This is a genomic window from Pseudomonas sp. KB_15 (assembly GCF_052114525.1).
Lineage (GTDB): Bacteria > Pseudomonadota > Gammaproteobacteria > Pseudomonadales > Pseudomonadaceae > Aquipseudomonas.
Genome location: NZ_JBFREX010000003.1, coordinates 564006 through 579366, shown reverse-complemented (window position 1 = coordinate 579366; position 15361 = coordinate 564006). Strand labels below are relative to the sequence as shown.

Annotated in this window: 16 protein-coding genes and 1 pseudogene; 6 read left to right on the top strand and 11 right to left on the bottom strand. The window is 58.9% G+C overall.

Features of this window, described 5'->3' with window-relative positions; translation table 11 throughout:
- Positions 1 to 153 precede the first annotated feature (153 nt).
- On the top strand, positions 154 to 1338 hold the full coding sequence (gene cfaB, locus AB4Z35_RS06895; RefSeq protein ID WP_442096421.1) for a C17 cyclopropane fatty acid synthase CfaB: 1185 nt from the start codon (positions 154 to 156) through the stop codon (positions 1336 to 1338).
- Here the strand turns inward: cfaB and cls are convergent.
- On the bottom strand, positions 1335 to 2774 hold the full coding sequence (gene cls, locus AB4Z35_RS06890) for a cardiolipin synthase (RefSeq protein WP_442096420.1): 1440 nt from the start codon (positions 2772 to 2774) through the stop codon (positions 1335 to 1337). The two genes, cfaB and cls, sit on opposite strands and share 4 nt — an antisense overlap.
- A 133-nt stretch (positions 2775 to 2907) precedes the next feature.
- Between cls and AB4Z35_RS06885 the strand changes: the two genes are divergently transcribed.
- The gene (locus AB4Z35_RS06885; RefSeq protein ID WP_007971671.1) at positions 2908 to 3429 is read left to right on the top strand and encodes a DUF3617 domain-containing protein; all 522 of its coding nucleotides are present in this window, start codon (positions 2908 to 2910) and stop codon (positions 3427 to 3429) included.
- Between the two features lie 109 nt (positions 3430 to 3538).
- Here the strand turns inward: AB4Z35_RS06885 and AB4Z35_RS06880 are convergent, their stop codons facing one another.
- The 7 genes and pseudogenes from AB4Z35_RS06880 to AB4Z35_RS06850 all read right to left on the bottom strand — a co-directional run bounded on the left by AB4Z35_RS06880 (position 3539) and on the right by AB4Z35_RS06850 (position 8583).
- Complete coding sequence (locus tag AB4Z35_RS06880) at positions 3539 to 4417, bottom strand: His/Gly/Thr/Pro-type tRNA ligase C-terminal domain-containing protein (protein ID WP_442096419.1); 879 nt, start codon at positions 4415 to 4417, stop codon at positions 3539 to 3541.
- 31 nt (positions 4418 to 4448) lie between these two features.
- A pseudogene (locus AB4Z35_RS06875) lies at positions 4449 to 4698 on the bottom strand (dihydroorotase); the annotation flags it as partial.
- A gap of 19 nt (positions 4699 to 4717) precedes the next feature.
- Positions 4718 to 5593, bottom strand: a complete 876-nt coding sequence (locus AB4Z35_RS06870) for a metal ABC transporter substrate-binding protein (RefSeq protein WP_442096418.1) — start codon at positions 5591 to 5593, stop codon at positions 4718 to 4720.
- Positions 5594 to 5604: 11 nt separating this feature from the next.
- On the bottom strand, positions 5605 to 6471 hold the full coding sequence (locus tag AB4Z35_RS06865) for a metal ABC transporter permease (RefSeq protein WP_442096417.1): 867 nt from the start codon (positions 6469 to 6471) through the stop codon (positions 5605 to 5607).
- Complete coding sequence (locus AB4Z35_RS06860) at positions 6471 to 7139, bottom strand: metal ABC transporter ATP-binding protein (RefSeq protein WP_442096416.1); 669 nt, start codon at positions 7137 to 7139, stop codon at positions 6471 to 6473. The genes AB4Z35_RS06865 and AB4Z35_RS06860 overlap by 1 nt, the downstream gene beginning before the upstream one ends.
- Complete coding sequence (folE2, locus tag AB4Z35_RS06855; protein WP_007998387.1) at positions 7136 to 8032, bottom strand: GTP cyclohydrolase FolE2; 897 nt, start codon at positions 8030 to 8032, stop codon at positions 7136 to 7138. Before folE2 ends, AB4Z35_RS06860 begins: the two co-directional genes overlap by 4 nt.
- Before the next feature lie 173 nt (positions 8033 to 8205).
- The gene (locus AB4Z35_RS06850; protein ID WP_007998388.1) at positions 8206 to 8583 is read right to left on the bottom strand and encodes a hypothetical protein; all 378 of its coding nucleotides are present in this window, start codon (positions 8581 to 8583) and stop codon (positions 8206 to 8208) included.
- Positions 8584 to 8725: 142 nt separating this feature from the next.
- Here AB4Z35_RS06850 and zigA point away from each other — a divergent pair, with 142 nt between their 5' ends.
- The gene (zigA, locus tag AB4Z35_RS06845; RefSeq protein WP_007998389.1) at positions 8726 to 9931 is read left to right on the top strand and encodes a zinc metallochaperone GTPase ZigA; all 1206 of its coding nucleotides are present in this window, start codon (positions 8726 to 8728) and stop codon (positions 9929 to 9931) included.
- A 15-nt stretch (positions 9932 to 9946) separates the two neighbouring features.
- Here the strand turns inward: zigA and AB4Z35_RS06840 are convergent, their stop codons facing one another.
- Positions 9947 to 10303 (bottom strand): NADH:ubiquinone oxidoreductase, encoded by a 357-nt coding sequence (locus AB4Z35_RS06840; protein ID WP_442096415.1) that lies wholly within the window; start codon positions 10301 to 10303, stop codon positions 9947 to 9949.
- Between the two features lie 27 nt (positions 10304 to 10330).
- Here AB4Z35_RS06840 and AB4Z35_RS06835 point away from each other — a divergent pair, with 27 nt between their 5' ends.
- The gene (locus tag AB4Z35_RS06835; protein ID WP_442096414.1) at positions 10331 to 11302 is read left to right on the top strand and encodes a CobW family GTP-binding protein; all 972 of its coding nucleotides are present in this window, start codon (positions 10331 to 10333) and stop codon (positions 11300 to 11302) included.
- A gap of 4 nt (positions 11303 to 11306) precedes the next feature.
- Here the strand turns inward: AB4Z35_RS06835 and AB4Z35_RS06830 are convergent, their stop codons facing one another.
- Positions 11307 to 11720: a DUF3301 domain-containing protein gene (locus AB4Z35_RS06830; RefSeq protein WP_116262390.1), complete on the bottom strand. Its 414-nt coding sequence runs from the start codon at positions 11718 to 11720 to the stop codon at positions 11307 to 11309.
- Between the two features lie 119 nt (positions 11721 to 11839).
- Between AB4Z35_RS06830 and pdxY the strand changes: the two genes are divergently transcribed.
- Positions 11840 to 12712, top strand: coding sequence for a pyridoxal kinase PdxY (gene pdxY, locus AB4Z35_RS06825; RefSeq protein ID WP_007998397.1), 873 nt, complete (start codon positions 11840 to 11842; stop codon positions 12710 to 12712).
- Between the two features lie 113 nt (positions 12713 to 12825).
- Here the strand turns inward: pdxY and AB4Z35_RS06820 are convergent, their stop codons facing one another.
- Entirely contained in the window at positions 12826 to 13308 is a 483-nt protein-coding gene (locus AB4Z35_RS06820; RefSeq protein ID WP_007989648.1) for an acyl-CoA thioesterase, read from the bottom strand.
- 286 nt (positions 13309 to 13594) lie between these two features.
- On the opposite strand from AB4Z35_RS06820, the gene AB4Z35_RS06815 reads away from it, so the two are divergent.
- Positions 13595 to 15358 (top strand): cation:proton antiporter, encoded by a 1764-nt coding sequence (locus tag AB4Z35_RS06815; RefSeq protein ID WP_442096413.1) that lies wholly within the window; start codon positions 13595 to 13597, stop codon positions 15356 to 15358.
- Positions 15359 to 15361 lie beyond the last annotated feature (3 nt).

Here is a 15361-nt window from a genome sequence, read left to right as displayed (position 1 = left end):
TAGTCATTGGAGATGAGGGCACATCATTTTGTGCATTCGCGGCGGCAGGTTTAGGCGTCGCGAATCATTGAAAGCGGCTATTAATTCGATAGCCAGCTATTTTTCAAAGATGGTCTACCCTCTGATCAGACGTCTGAAACAAGGGGAATTTCCATGCTCGCGCAACTTCCACCGGCCTTACAGAATCTGCAATTACCGCTTCGCCTGAGACTCTGGGATGGCCATGAATTCAATCTGGGGCCGACACCCAGCGTCACGATTGTGGTCAAGGACCCACAAATGGTCACCCAGTTTACCCATCCAAGCCTGGACGCCCTTGGCGCTGCATTTGTCGAAGGCAAACTGGAACTCGAAGGTTCCATCAGCGATGTGATCCGCATCTGCGATGAATGGAGCCAGGCATTGCTGGATGAAGGCGACGACAATCAGCCGGTTCGTAGCGTCCACGACAAAGAGACGGACGCCAAGGCGATTTCCTACCACTACGACCTTTCCAACGCGTTCTATCAGCTGTGGCTCGACAGCGACATGGCGTATTCCTGCGCTTACTTCGAGACCGGCAGCGAAAGCCTCGAGCAGGCCCAGCAAGCCAAGTTCCGTCATTTGTGTCGCAAGCTGCGCCTGCAACCCGGCGAATATCTGCTGGATGTGGGGTGTGGTTGGGGCGGATTGGCGCGTTTTGCTGCGCGAGAGTTTGGCGCGAAAGTGTTCGGTATCACCCTCAGCAAGGAGCAGTTAGCCCTGGCCCGGGAACGTGTAAAAGCGGAGGGCCTGGACGACCTGGTCGAACTGCAACTGCTCGACTATCGAGATCTGCCGCAGGATGGCCGTTTCGACAAGGTGGTCAGCGTCGGCATGTTCGAACACGTTGGACACGCCAATCTGGCGGAGTACTGCAAGACTCTGTTCGGTGCGGTGAAAGAGGGCGGCCTGGTGATGAACCACGGGATCACCGCCAAATACACCGATGGCCGTCCGGTGGGGCGCGGTGCCGGTGATTTCATCGGGAAATATGTGTTCCCCAACGGCGAACTGCCGCACCTGTCGATGATCTCTGCGGAGATCAGTGAGGCCGGGCTGGAAATCGTCGATGTCGAAAGTTTGCGCCTGCACTATGCGCGCACCCTGGATCACTGGAGCGAACGCCTGGAGGATAACCTCGAAGCGGCGTCCAGACTGGTGCCTGAGCACGTGCTGCGGATCTGGCGGCTTTATCTGGCCGGTTGCGCTTATGCGTTCGCCCGGGGCTGGATCAACCTGCATCAGATTCTGGCGGTGAAGGCCCACGCCGATGGCAGTCATGAACTGCCATGGACCCGTGACGACATCTACCTCTAGAGAATCGGTGAAATCAGCCGGGCGACCCGCATGCCGACCTGCTGCAGGCGGTGGGTCTCCCGGCCTTCTTCTTTGGCGATTTCGTGGGCGTTGGCGAAGTCATCGTTGAGCATCAGCTCCACCTCGGCGGCAAACGCGCGGTCGACGGTTAGCAACATCACTTCGAAATTCAGCCGGAACGAACGGTTGTCCATGTTGGCGCTGCCAATGGCGCTGATTTCGCTGTCGACCAACACCACTTTCTGATGCAGGAATCCGGGTTCGTATCGAAATACCCGCACTCCGGCGCGCACCGCTTCGAAGGCATAGAGGCTGGAGGCGGCGTAGACGATGCGGTGGTCAGGTCGTGACGGCAACAGCAGGCGCACATCCACACCGCGCAGTACCGCCAGGCGCAAAGCTGCGGATACGGCTTCGTCGGGGATGAAATACGGGCTGGTAATCCATACTCGTTCCGTCGCCGCATGGATGGCTTCGACAAAGAACAGTGAACAGGTTTCGTAGGAATCTGCCGGCCCGCTGGCGAGTAACTGGCACAGCACGCCATCTTCCGGATAAACCTCGGGCAGGATCAGTGGCGGCAGTGCACGAGCCGCCCAGAACCAGTCTTCAGCGAAAGACTCCTGCATACACGCCACCACCGGCCCGCGCACTTGTACGTGGGTATCGCGCCATGGTGCCAGGGGCGGCTTCTCGCCCATGTACTCGTCACCGACGTTGTGGCCGCCGACGAAGCCCAGAATACCGTCTACCACCACGATCTTGCGGTGGTTGCGGAAGTTCACCTGAAAGCGATTGAGCCAGCCACTGCGGGTGGCGAAGGCTTTGACTTCGACCCCGCCATCACGCAAGGCCTGCACATAGCCGTGGGGCAGGGAGTGGCTGCCGATTCGGTCATACAACAGGTAAATCGGTACGCCTTCGGCGGCCTTCTTTAACAACAGGGTTTGCAGGCGTTGGCCGAGGTGGTCGTCGTGAACGATGAAAAACTGGATCAGCACGGCATTTTTCGCCTGGCTGATGGCATCGAAAATGGCGTCGAATGTCTGCTGGCCGTTGATTAACAGCCGCATCTCGTTATTGGCCAGGCACGGCATGTTTCCCAGTTTCGGCAGCGCTCTGAGTGAGGCATACGCCGAGGAAGCGCGAGCGGTGAGGGCTTCTTCCACCCAGGGTCGCCAGTTGAGTTCGGAGATGGCCTTGCGCATTTCCTCGTTGGCCTGCCGTCGGGCCTTGATGTAGCCATCGAACGTGCTGCGGCCGAACACCAGGTACGGGATCAGCGTGAGGTAGGGGATGAAAAACAACGACAGGGCCCAGGCAATCGCACCTTGGGCGGTACGAACGGTCAACACGGCATGTATGGCCGCGATCATGCCCAGCGAGTGCAGCAGGGCGATGGTATAACCGAAAATATGCGGTCCGAAATAATCCATGGGGGGCTGCCTTGCTCCTGAAGATTCAGTGCTTAACAGACCATGTTCCGTGCAGAATGTCGCTAATTAATTGGCCCATGAACCGAAGCCTGCGGCGGACGTCTAACGGCCACAACTGATCAGGAGTTACTCGATGAACGTTCGTCTGCTGGGTTTGGCCATGGCACTGGGTTTGGCACTTCCTGTGGCGGCTCACGCGCAAATGCTGCAACCAGGATTGTGGGAGCTGACCACGAGCAACATGAAGGTCGATGAGCAGAATATGCCGGACCTGCAATTGATCCTCGGTCAGCTCCAGAGCCAGATGACCCCTGAGCAGCGTGCACAGCTGGAAAAACAGGGCATCACCATGGGTGGTAAAGGGATCCGGGCGTGCCTGACCCCGGAACAGGTCAAGACCGATAACATTCCGCTGACCGATCCGCAGTCGGGCTGCAAGCAGGAAATCACCGACCGCTCCGGCAATCAGTGGAAATTCCGTTTCAGCTGCCCTAGAGCCCAGGGGGCGGGCGTGGCGACATTCCTCAGTGATCGCGAGTTCACCACCAAGGTCAACGGGACGTTCAACGCCACCGGGATTCAGCAGAAGGGCAGCCTCGAATCCCGTGCCGTCTGGCTGGGGCAGGATTGCGGCACTGTGAAGCCAAGAGCTTAAAAGCTTCGTCGGATCGCCGCCCGGAGCAAGCCCGCTCCCACATTGATTGTGTGTCGAACACAAATCCCCTGTGGGAGCGAGCCTGCTCGCGAAAGGTCCGCACGGCCCTCTAAATCCCGGACCGACTCAACCACTCACACGCCGCCTCGACAGCCATCCGGCCAAAATCCTCCCCGGTGCGACTGCGCACACTGACAAATCCGCCCGCCTGTTCTTTTTCGCCAACCACTACCAGGTACGGCACGGACCGGCTGTGCTGGCGAATCTTGTAGTGGACCTTTTCGCTACGCAGGTCGGCCCTGGCGCGCACGCCCCTTTGGCGCAAGGATTCGGTCACCGCTTGTGCATAAGTCGCCTGGCGGTCATCCATGCTCACGACGACCACGTGGGGTGGAACGCGCCAGTGTTGCAGTTCCTGATGGCTCGACCAGCAGGTGCCGTAGATCCGTTGTTGCAACGTGCCGCTGATGTGATCCAGGGCAAACGCCTGCAAGACTTTGGTGGTTGGGACGTGCGGCCCATGGCTCTGGTACTCGGTGTCTCTCAGACGGTACAGCGACACCTCTTCGCGCGGTGGCTGACGACGGATCGAGTGATTGGTCGCTGCCAGTGACTGCATGCGCGCTTCGATGAGGGGCAGGTCTGCCGGGGTCAGCGGTCGCTCGACTGCAAACTCGTAAAAGAAGCCATCGCCCAACTCCTTGCCCGCGTGCATTTGCGCATGTGGGTAAAGTTGCTTGATCGCCATGGCCAGCATCAATGCACAGGAGCGGCGCAGGATCTCCAGGCCGTCCGGCTCCCGGGGGGTGACAATGCTGACCCGGGCATCCGCCTCGATCATGTATTCGCAGTCCACCAGTACACCATTGACCCGACCCGCTACGGCCGCGCTGGCCAGTTCGGAGCCGATGCTGGCAGCTAATTCGTGCACGGAGAGCGGTTGGTCGTATTCACGCAATGAACCATCGGGCAGGGTGATCTGGATCATGGTCGGCGTACTCAAGTGCTTCTTACGAGCGCTATTGCATAAACCGTAGGCGCAAACCCTGGCAGCTGTCATTACGACGTTTGTCGTGCCAGGAAAATTGCCCCGACACGATCACGGTGCTGATGCTGTGCCGAAAGCTCCGGCGGGCGAAGGGGGCGGCCGCATTGCGACCGGATTGGTTGCCTGGAAACGGCAACGCCGCCGGGCTCGGGCTTGATCAGCGCCCGATCTGCCCAATCGCCTTCTCGAAAATAACCGCGATCGGGAATGGCGAACAGGTCGGTGTGGGGTTCTTGCGGATCATGGCTTGCTCAACGCGTTGTACAGGGTGTTGAGGTTGTACTCGAACAACCCGGTGAAGGTGCTGGCCGGACCGCTCGCCGCAAGGGCATCGGAGTACAGCGTGCCGCCGATCTGTGCGCCGCTTTCATCCGCGATCTGCTTGAGCAGGCGGGCGTCCTTGATGTTTTCCATGAACATGGCTTTGACTTTGGCCTGACGAATCTGGGTGATCAGTGCGGCCACCTCGGTGGCTGAAGGTTCGCGCTCGGTGGACAGGCCTTGAGGCGCCATGAATTCGATACCGTAGGCTTGGCCGAGATAACCGAAGGCGTCATGGGACGTCACGATCTTGCGGTTGCCCGGTGGCAGTGAGCCGAGTTTTGTCTTGGCTTCGGCGAGCAAGGTGTAGACCTGTTTCAGGTACACCTGGCTGTTGTGCTCATAGTCGGCTGTGTTCGCCGGATCAGCAGCGATCAGCGCCTTGGTGATGTTCGCGATGTACAACTCGGCGTTCGCCAGGTTATGCCAGGCGTGCGGGTCGGGAACGGTTTCGCCGTCTTCATCCAGGCTACGCGGTATGACTCTGTGGCTCGCGCTGATGACCGGCGCCTTGGTCTCGGTGCTGGTCACCAGGCGATCCAGCCAGGGCTCGAAACCCAAGCCATTCTTGATGATGAGTTTGGCTTTGAGCAGTGCTTTGGCGTCGTCCGGTGTCGGCTCGTACGTGTGTGCATCCGCGTCCGGGCCGACCATGTTGGTGATCTGGATATGATCCTTGCCGACCTGTCGGGTCATGTCGGCCAGGATGCTGAAGCTGGTGACGACCTGAAGTTTTTCGGCGGCAGACAGCGACATCGACACCATCAAGCTGAACAGCACGAGTAAAGCGCGCATCGGATAACACCTCATTGGGATGTGAGCAAAGGCGGGTGGCGCAGCAAGCCGTGCACCGGTCCGAACATTACGGACAACAGATACCACCCGCCCGCCACCAGCACGATTGCCGGGCCACTGGGCAGTGAGTAATAGAAAGAGATCAACAAACCGAGCCACACCGAGAGGCTGCCGAGCAAGGCGGCAATGACGATCAGCACCGGCAAGCGGCGACTCCAGAAACGCGCCGCAGCGGCAGGCAACATCATCAAGCCGACCACCATCAACGCGCCGATCGCCTGGAAACCGATGACCAGATTCAACACCACCAGCGTCAGGAACACGCCGTGGGCCAGTGGGCCGAGTCGGCTGACGGTTTGCAGAAAAAGCGGGTCGAGGGTGTCGAGCAGCAGTGGTTTGTAGATCAGCGCCATGGCAATCAGGCTCAGGCCCGAAACCCAAAGCATGCCGGTCAAGGTGGGGCCGTCGACAGCCAGCGCCGAGCCAAACAGCAGGTGCAACAGGTCCAGGCGTTTGCCGGCGATGCCGAGAATCAGTACGCCACAGGCCAGGGAAATCGGGTAAATCGCCGCGAGGCTGGCGTCCTCTCGCAGGCCGGTGCGTCGCGTAATCCAGGCCGCGAGGCCTGCCATGCTCAGGCCGGCACCGAGGCCGCCGACGGTCAATGCCGGGAGGCTTAACCCGGCAAACCAGAAGCCTAGAGCCGCACCGGGAAGGATGCCGTGGGCGACAGCATCGCCGATCAGGCTCATGCGCCTCAGGATCAGAAATACCCCCAGGGGCGCCGTGCTGCACGCCAGGACCAAACCACCGAGCAGCGCCCGGCGCATGAAGACGAACTCGTGGAACGGTTGCCAAAATTGCGCAGCAGCGGTCATCAGGCCACCTGCGATTGAGGTTGTTGGCGGATCAGTTCGGCGCTCCGGCCGAGTACGCAACCGCTGCTTTTGATCAGCAGCGTTTGTGGGATGTGCTCGCGGACGGCGGCGAGGTCATGGCACACAACCATCAGCGTCCGGCCTTCGAGGTGCCAATCGTGCAGGTGCTTCCAGAGCAATGCCTGGCCAAGTTCATCGAGGGCCGCGTGGGGTTCATCGAGCAACAACAACGGGGCGTCGGTCAGGCTCAATCGGGCGAGCAGGGCGCGTTGCAATTCGCCGCCGGAGAGGGCCATCAAGGGTCGATCTTCGAGGCCGTTCAGGCACCAGTTTTCGAGGACGGTCTTCAGTCGTTGACTGCGGATCTGCGGTGATTGTTTATTGCCCCAGAATCCGGCGGCGACCAATGCCTGAAGGCTGATCGGAAATTGCCTGTCGAGGTGTTGTTGCTGGGGCAGGAACGACACACTGCCCTTGAGTGGAACACTCAGTCGCACCTTTCCGGCCAACGGTTTTTGCAAACCGGCGATGACCTTCAACAGGCTGCTTTTACCAGAGCCGTTCGCACCGATGATGGCGGTCAGGCTGCCCTTTGGCAGTTCCAGGTTCAGCGCCGGCGTGAGTGGCTGACCCGGTGCGCCCCAACGCAAGGCGTGGCAACCAATCATGCGACCTCCCAGTTGAAACGGCTTTCGGCCACGGCGTCATGGGCGTGCAGGCTTTCGGCGTGGATGACACGGATGTGGAAGGCGTTAATGCCCGTGGAGCGTTTCAGGGCCAGATTCAAACGGCGAGCGGCGTCTTCGCAGAACATCAGGTTCTGACCATTGGCCAGGGCGAAGGCTTGTTCGTCGGCGCGTTTTACCGCTGTTTGAACGGCTGTGCCGAGTGCGGCTTCGGCGTCGTTGATGACGGCGATCAGAGGCAACTCATCGACAAAATCAGCCAGCCGTACGCGCAACTTTGCGCTGCTGCGTTGGCTGTGAGGTGTGGCGACGATGCCGTTTGTGGAGCCGAGCCACGCTAAAACGTCGGCGTGTTGCAGTGGCTTTTTGGCGAAATCATCGACGAACTGCTGCTGAATCAACTGTCGAGACAGAGCTGCGGAACATGGGCAAGTTGAGGAATAAGGCACGTCGATTTTTAGTTCCACGTGGAACATCGCGTTGTTCAAACGTGCTTCGATGCTCACCGGATAGCTTTTCCAGCCTGCCAAAGGACTGATCAACGCTGGCCTTTTCAGCAACAAATCGGCGTGAATGGTTAAGTGAGCTCTGCTGGATAGCCCTTCATGGCTCTCAAGAAAACGCTGCAAAACCCTGCGCAATAGAGCCGGTGAAAGGTTTTCATGCTCCAGTAATTCAAGCGCCAGATAGAGCCGTGACATGTGAATGCCGCGCGCGTTGCCATCGTTGAGACTCACGCCGGCATCGGCCTTTGCATTCAGTCGTTGGCCATCAAACAAAACGGGAAGAGCAATGCCGCACATGCCCACCCACTCCAGTGGCAGGGCTTGGCGTGAGGCCTGCGCGGCGATATCCGGCAGAGTCAGCGCATTCATGAGCAGGTCCATCGTGGGAGTTGATTTGTCATGTTATAGTATAACAATGCAATCCACGATGCCTTTTTCATGAACAGGCTTTCATCATGCACGACGCCACTTGCTCAACCTGATTCTGGCCAGCGCGGTCATTGGCGCGTCGGCTACGCAAATTCGAAGAAAAACAGGCAGGCCTAGCAGCCGGCGATCCGGCTGCAGGTGAACTTGGCGCTGCTGCCGCCGGAGCTGGAAAACCGGTTGATCGTGGTCCAGCCGACGCGCTGGTTGTAGCCAACCCAGGCCTCGCCATCGGAAGCGATGCCGGTGAAAAACGTAAGCTGGCCGTAGCGGCTGTTGGTCTGCACCCAATAGCGCTTTCCGGCCATTTCGAAACCCCGCAGATAGATTGTGCTGCCGGCGGTGTTGACGCTGTAGGCATTGCCATCGGCATCCACGCAGGCCAGCAGGTTGGCGCTGCGGGTGCACCTGGCCAGGCTCGGGATCTGTGCCAGCGCATCGGCAGCCACCAGCAGGGAAAGGATTATCAACGCAGGTTTCAGGGCGTTGCGCATGGGGATTCTCACGAAGGGAACACGTTCAGCATCCTGTCCTTTGCCCTGATGAGCAAGAGGGGATGGCTTGTTTGTATTGTTATATTATAACATCAAAATAAGCCCGACACAGCGACCGGGCATCCCTGTGAGGAATATGCAGATGTCCAATCGACTCCCCGTGACCGTTCTCTCCGGCTTTCTTGGTGCCGGAAAAAGTACACTTCTTAATTACATACTACGTAATCGCGATGGCTTGCGGGTTGCAGTCATCGTCAACGATATGAGCGAAATCAACGTCGATGGCACCGAAGTCCAGCGCGATGTCAGCCTTAATCGGGCTGAAGAACGGTTGGTGGAAATGAGTAACGGGTGTATTTGCTGTACGTTACGTGAAGATCTGCTGGAGGAAGTAAGTCAACTCGCCAGGGACGGCCGCTTCGACTATCTGCTGATCGAATCCACCGGTATTTCCGAACCGCTGCCAGTGGCGGAAACCTTCACCTTCCGCGATGAAAATGGCCAGAGCCTCAACGACATCGCACGTCTCGACACCATGGTCACGGTGGTCGATGGCATGAACTTCCTGCTCGATTACCAGGCGGCCGAAAGCCTGGCTTCCCGAGGAGAAACGCTTGGGGAAGAGGACGAGCGTTCGATTACCGATCTGCTGATTGAGCAGGTCGAGTTCGCCGATGTGATTTTGCTCAGCAAGATCGATTTGATCAGCAGCCACGAACGCGAGGAACTGATCGCCATACTTGAACGGCTCAACGCCCGGGCGGAAATCATTCCGATGGCGATGGGCGAAATCCCCTTGAACAAGATTCTCAACACCGGTCGTTTTGACTTCGAAAAGGCGGCCCAGGCACCGGGATGGTTGCAGGAACTGCGTGGCGAACACGTGCCCGAAACCGAAGAGTACGGCATTGCTTCCAGCGCTTACCGGGCTCGCCGGCCGTTTCATCCGCAGCGCTTCTTCAACTTCATCGACGGCTCTTGGGACAACGGCAAACTGCTGCGCTCCAAGGGCTTTTTCTGGCTGGCAAGCAAGCACATGGACGCCGGCAGCTGGTCCCAGGCCGGAGGTATGATGCGCTATGGTTTTGCCGGGCGCTGGTGGCGTTTCGTACCGAAAAACCAATGGCCGCAGGATGCGGAAAGTACCGCCGGGATCATGAAAAACTGGACTGCCGACAGCGGGGACTGTCGCCAGGAACTGGTATTCATCGGCCAGAGCATCGACTTCACGCAGCTAGCGGCCGAGCTGGATGCCTGCCTGCTGACCGATGAGGAAATGGCGCTCGGTGTGGAAGGCTGGCAATTGCTGCCTGATCCATTCGGCCCTTGGTACGAAGAGGCTGCCTGAGCCTTTACTGTCGCTTCAAGGCTTGAGCCAGGTGCCCTGGCTCTGGGCCTCGCAATACGGCTGCAAATACGCCGCGTCGGTGGCAACGCCGTAATAGTGAATATCTTGCCGGTAGGGCATATTGGCGACTTGGGCGTTGCTGCAGATACCAAATGCGCCGTCGGGGCATTGGTCGACATACTTCACGTCGACTTTTTGCCCCGGCAGGTTCGGTTGGCAGAAACCATCGGCGAAGAGCTTTGGCGGGATGTTGCGGTTCTGCTGGCAAACCTTGATGTCAAGCCGCTCGGCCTGGCTGTGAACCACACAGGCCTGGGCCAGCGCCTCGCCTGAAACGAGCGCCAGGAGCAACAACAAGCCAATCAACCGCATCCATCACCTCCTCAGAAATCATCGACCATGCTGCAGAATATCCCCACTCATGTCATTGCCGGCCCATTGGGCGCCGGCAAGACCAGCCTGATCAAGCACCTGCTGGCCCAGCGCCCGGCAGGCGAGCGGTGGGCGGTGCTGATCAACGAGTTTGGCCAGATCGGTCTCGACGCTGCGCTACTGACCCAGGACTCCGATGGTATCGCACTGGGCGAAGTGGCCGGGGGCTGCTTGTGTTGCGTCAACGGTGCACCGTTTCAGATTGGTCTTGGGCGTTTGTTGCGCAAGGCGCAACCGGATCGGCTGTTCATCGAACCCTCAGGGCTGGGGCATCCGGCGCAGTTGCTCAGGCAATTGAGCGAAGCGCCCTGGCAAGGCGTGTTGGCTGTTCAGCCTTGTGTGCTGGTGCTGGACGCCCAGTCGCTCGCCGCTGGCAATCCCTTGCCGGAAGCGCAACAGCAAGCGCTGAGCCATGCGGGATTATTACTTTTGAACAAGTCTGAAGGTCTCGAAGAAGAATGTCGCCAGCGAATCGCCGCGCAATTGCCGCCGACCCCCCTGTGCTGGACACAACAGGCGGAATTACCGTTGGGCGAGTTGCCGGGGCTGAATGCCAAAGCGCTGGCAGGTGTGGATAACTTCGTCGTGCCCAAGGGATTGGCGCAGTTGCCGGCCGTCTGGAGCGATCGCGCATTGCCCATTTGTTTGAGTCAGGAACAGGACGGTGGCTGGAGCATCGGTTGGCGTTGGCATCCAAGCCAGGTGTTTGATGCCGCTCTGGTTAGCCAGTGGCTTGAAAGCCTTGACTGGAGGCGGGCGAAGTTGGTTATCCACAGTACCCAAGGGTGGATTTCGGCGAACGCGGTGGATAACTCGGTGCTGGACTGGCGGCCCAGTGAATGGCGGCAGGATTCGCGTATCGAGCTGATTTTCAGTGAGCTGCAGAATGCAGAAAGACTGCAGAGTGATTTGGCGGCGTGTCGATCCGGATCGGGTTAATGGCTCAAGGCCGCCACTTGGTATGTTCCTGACGCCACTGGCTCAGCTCGATCACCTCTGCGCGAGGCTTCACCACATCGACCACCGGTTCGGTTTCGTCGAATGGGACCGGGTAGGGCGCCAGCTCAATCTGTGCGCTGTGAGCGCCGAACTGGGTAATGGTGCCGTTGTGGCGGGCTTCACCGGTCACGGTGAATTCGAAGTTATACACACGGGCCAGACGTCGCCGACCACTGGCGTCCCTGATGAACGCGATTTTTTTCAAGGCCACGTTGCCGTCCAGCAATTCGATCCCTAGCTTGCTGCAATGCTGTTTGACCCGCTCCAGCGCACGCTCGCGCAAGCCGTGGTTGTGCCATAGCCATGCGCCTGCAGTGGCGAACAGCATCAGCACGAATATATTTCCAAGGGTCAGCATCAACAGGGTGCTCCAACAAGATAGTGTCAGCTTAACTGTGTCGCTGGTCTGTCGTACAGGCTGCGTTTAGTCGCATACTGCGCGGCTAGAATTTCAATCGTTTTACGGAAATCCACCGCATGAAACGTACTCCGCATTTGCTCGCTATCCAGTCCCACGTGGTATTCGGTCACGCCGGCAACAGTGCCGCGGTTTTCCCGATGCAACGGGTCGGGGTGAATGTCTGGCCACTCAACACTGTGCAGTTCTCCAATCACACCCAGTACGGTCAGTGGGCCGGTGAGGTGCTGGCGCCGCACCAGATTCCTGACCTGGTCGAAGGCATCGCGGCGATTGGCGAGTTGGGCAACTGCGATGCGGTGCTCTCCGGTTACCTCGGCAGTGCGGCCCAGGGCCGGGCGATCCTGACGGGTGTGGCGCGGATCAAGTCGATGAATCCCAAGGCGCTGTACCTGTGTGACCCGGTCATGGGGCATCCAGAGAAGGGCTGCAGTGTTCCGGCGGAAGTCAGTGATTTTCTGCTGGAAGAGGCCGCCGCCGTGGCGGACTTCATGTGCCCGAACCAGCTGGAGCTGGACAGTTTCTCCGGACGCAAGCCGCAATCGCTGTTCGATTGCCTGGCAATGGCGCGTGCATTGCTGGTGCGCGGCCCGAAAGCGGTGCTGGTCAAGCATCTGGACTATCCCGGTAAACCGGCAGAGGTCTTCGAGATGCTGCTGGTGACGGCCGAAGGCAGTTGGCATTTGCAGCGCCCGTTACTGGCGTTTCCGCGTCAGCCGGTGGGCGTGGGCGATCTGACGTCCGGGCTGTTCCTGGCGCGTGTTCTGTTGGGCGACAGTCTGGTGGCGGCCTTCGAGTTCACGGCGTCGGCGGTGCATGAAGTGCTGCTGGAAACCCAGGCCTGTGCCAGCTACGAGTTGGAGCTGGTTCGGGCTCAGGACCGGATTGCCCATCCGCGGGTGCGGTTCGAGGCGACCTCGATCAGCCTTTGATTTTGCGTTGATCCCATTCGCGAGCAAGCCCGCTCCCACAGGTATGGCACTAACCTTGTGGGAGCGAGCCTGCTCGCGATAGCGGTCTGAAGATCGCCAAAGAACAACCCGCCTCAGGCGTCGCCCTTGATGTCCTGATAACGCTTTTCCAGCTCCTGACGAATCTGCCGGCGCTGTTGGGCCTGCATGTAGCGGCGCTTGTCTTCACTGTTCTGCGGTTGCAGCGGTGGTACCGGTGCAGGTTTACGCTGGTCATCCACCGCGACCATGGTGAAGAAGCAACTGTTGGTGTGACGCACCGAGCGCTCGCGGATGTTCTCGGTCACCACTTTGATGCCCACCTCCATGGAGGTGTTGCCGGTGTAGTTGACCGAGGCGAGAAAGGTCACCAGTTCGCCGACATGGATCGGCTCACGGAAAATGACCTGATCAACCGACAGGGTCACCACATAGCGGCCGGCATAACGGCTGGCGCAGGCGTAGGCCACTTCGTCGAGATACTTGAGCAGGGTGCCGCCGTGAACATTGCCAGAGAAGTTGGCCATGTCGGGGGTCATCAATACCGTCATCGACAGCTGGGCGTTTCCGGGTTCCATAGCATTCTCACGGGTCAAGGCCAGGTTTGAGGGATGCACCTCTGCGGGTGCCTCAGCGGTTTTTTCAAACCAACAGTTATCGGGACGCCGGGTGCGGAGTCGCCGTCACGCCGGATCGATCTGTTTCCATATATTGCACCGCCTTTCTGCCCGAAGTCGCGGTGTTACCCTGCAAAAAACCCTGCCTCAAAGGCAATTCCTACGCGCAATCCAGATTTTTGTTCTGCTCGATCAGGCTTTTCCTGCGTCCGGGGATCGAGCAATGTCATCCAGGGAGCCTCACGCCATGCATGCCATCAGTTTCATTCAGGATCTGGCAGTGATCATGTTGATCGCAGGTGTGGTAACCGTGATTTTCCATCGCCTGAAACAACCGGTGGTGCTGGGATACATCGTCGCCGGTTTCATCATTGGCCCGCACACCCCGCCATTCGGCCTGATCCATGACGAAGAAACCATCAAGACCCTGGCCGAACTCGGTGTGATTTTCCTGATGTTCTGCCTGGGCCTGGAGTTCAGCCTGCGCAAGCTGTTCAAGGTCGGTGCCACGGCATTCATTGCAGCGTTCCTGGAAATCGTGCTGATGATCTGGATCGGCTACGAGATTGGTCGCTGGTTCGACTGGAACACCATGGATTCACTGTTCCTCGGCGCGATCCTGGCGATCTCCTCGACCACCATCATCGTCAAGGCGCTCAACGATCTGAAGCTGAAGAACGAGCGGTTTGCACAGCTGATATTCGGTGTGCTGATCGTCGAAGACATCCTGGGCATTGGCATCATCGCACTGCTGTCCAGCATCGCCGTCAGCGGTACGGTCAGTTCCGGTGAAGTGTTCTCCACAGTCGGCAAGCTATCGCTGTTCATGATCGTCGCATTGGTCATCGGTATTCTGATGGTGCCGCGGTTGCTGGCTTACGTGGCCAGATTCGACAGCAACGAAATGCTGCTGATTACCGTGCTGGGCCTGTGTTTTGGCTTCTGCCTGCTGGTGGTCAAGCTTGAATACAGCATGGTCCTCGGGGCGTTCCTGATTGGCGCGATCATGGCTGAATCCCGGCAACTGCTGAAAATTGAGCGCTTGATTGAGCCGGTTCGCGATCTTTTCAGTGCGATTTTCTTTGTGGCCATCGGGCTGATGCTCGATCCGGCGATCCTGCTTCAATACGCGTGGCCAATCGCCGTAATCACCGTAGCCGTGGTGCTTGGCAAGATGCTGTCCTGTGGCCTTGGTGCATTTATCGCCGGCAATGACGGACGCACCTCGCTGCGGGTCGGGATGGGTCTTTCACAGATTGGCGAATTCTCTTTCATCATCGCGGCACTGGGCATGACGTTGCAGGTCACCAGCAACTTTTTATACCCCGTGGCCGTGGCTGTTTCGGTGATCACGACCTTGCTGACGCCTTATTTGATCCGCGCGGCTGATCCATTGTCGATCAAGCTCGCCGGCGTCATGCCGGAGCGCCTGGGACGGGTGCTGGGGATGTACGGCGAATGGCTGCGCAGCATTCAGCCCCAGGGTGAGGGGGCATTGCTGGCGTCGATGATCAGAAGGATTTTGCTGCAGGTTGGGGTCAACCTGGCATTAGTGATCGCGATCTTCCTCTCGGGCGCATTCTTCGCCGAGCGCATGTCGGCCTACGTGCAAGGCTGGATCAGCGACCCGAGCTGGCAGAAGGCATTGATCTGGGGTGGGGCGCTGTTGTTGTCGCTACCTTTTTTGATTGCGGCGTACCGCAAGCTAAAAGCATTGTCGATGCTGCTGGCGGAAATGGGCGTGAAGCCGAAAATGGCCGGGCGCCACACGCAACGAGTGCGTCGGGTGATCGCCGAAGTGATACCGATCCTTTCGCTATTGGTGATCTTTTTGCTGTTGGCAGCCTTGTCGGCCAGTATTCTGCCGACCAACAAGTTGCTGGTGCTGATCGCCGTGGTCGCGGCCGCCGTGGCGGCGCTGCTGTGGCGCTGGTTCATTCGTGTGCATACGCGGATGCAGGTGGCGTTGCTGGAAACTCTCGACAATCACAAAGAGTCGTCCGGGCATTGACCA

Coding starts and splice junctions, on each gene's coding strand:
- AB4Z35_RS06880 (WP_442096419.1), bottom strand. CDS start 4,417: ATGATCCAGATCACCCTGCCCGATGGTTCATTGCGTGAATACGACCAA.
- cfaB (WP_442096421.1), top strand. CDS start 154: ATGCTCGCGCAACTTCCACCGGCCTTACAGAATCTGCAATTACCGCTT.
- AB4Z35_RS06820 (WP_007989648.1), bottom strand. CDS start 13,308: ATGGAACCCGGAAACGCCCAGCTGTCGATGACGGTATTGATGACCCCC.
- cls (WP_442096420.1), bottom strand. CDS start 2,774: ATGGATTATTTCGGACCGCATATTTTCGGTTATACCATCGCCCTGCTG.
- AB4Z35_RS06830 (WP_116262390.1), bottom strand. CDS start 11,720: ATGCTGACCCTTGGAAATATATTCGTGCTGATGCTGTTCGCCACTGCA.
- AB4Z35_RS06885 (WP_007971671.1), top strand. CDS start 2,908: ATGAACGTTCGTCTGCTGGGTTTGGCCATGGCACTGGGTTTGGCACTT.
- AB4Z35_RS06815 (WP_442096413.1), top strand. CDS start 13,595: ATGCATGCCATCAGTTTCATTCAGGATCTGGCAGTGATCATGTTGATC.
- AB4Z35_RS06840 (WP_442096415.1), bottom strand. CDS start 10,303: ATGCGGTTGATTGGCTTGTTGTTGCTCCTGGCGCTCGTTTCAGGCGAG.
- pdxY (WP_007998397.1), top strand. CDS start 11,840: ATGAAACGTACTCCGCATTTGCTCGCTATCCAGTCCCACGTGGTATTC.
- zigA (WP_007998389.1), top strand. CDS start 8,726: ATGTCCAATCGACTCCCCGTGACCGTTCTCTCCGGCTTTCTTGGTGCC.
- AB4Z35_RS06870 (WP_442096418.1), bottom strand. CDS start 5,593: ATGCGCGCTTTACTCGTGCTGTTCAGCTTGATGGTGTCGATGTCGCTG.
- folE2 (WP_007998387.1), bottom strand. CDS start 8,032: ATGAATGCGCTGACTCTGCCGGATATCGCCGCGCAGGCCTCACGCCAA.
- AB4Z35_RS06835 (WP_442096414.1), top strand. CDS start 10,331: ATGCTGCAGAATATCCCCACTCATGTCATTGCCGGCCCATTGGGCGCC.
- AB4Z35_RS06865 (WP_442096417.1), bottom strand. CDS start 6,471: ATGACCGCTGCTGCGCAATTTTGGCAACCGTTCCACGAGTTCGTCTTC.
- AB4Z35_RS06860 (WP_442096416.1), bottom strand. CDS start 7,139: ATGATTGGTTGCCACGCCTTGCGTTGGGGCGCACCGGGTCAGCCACTC.
- AB4Z35_RS06850 (WP_007998388.1), bottom strand. CDS start 8,583: ATGCGCAACGCCCTGAAACCTGCGTTGATAATCCTTTCCCTGCTGGTG.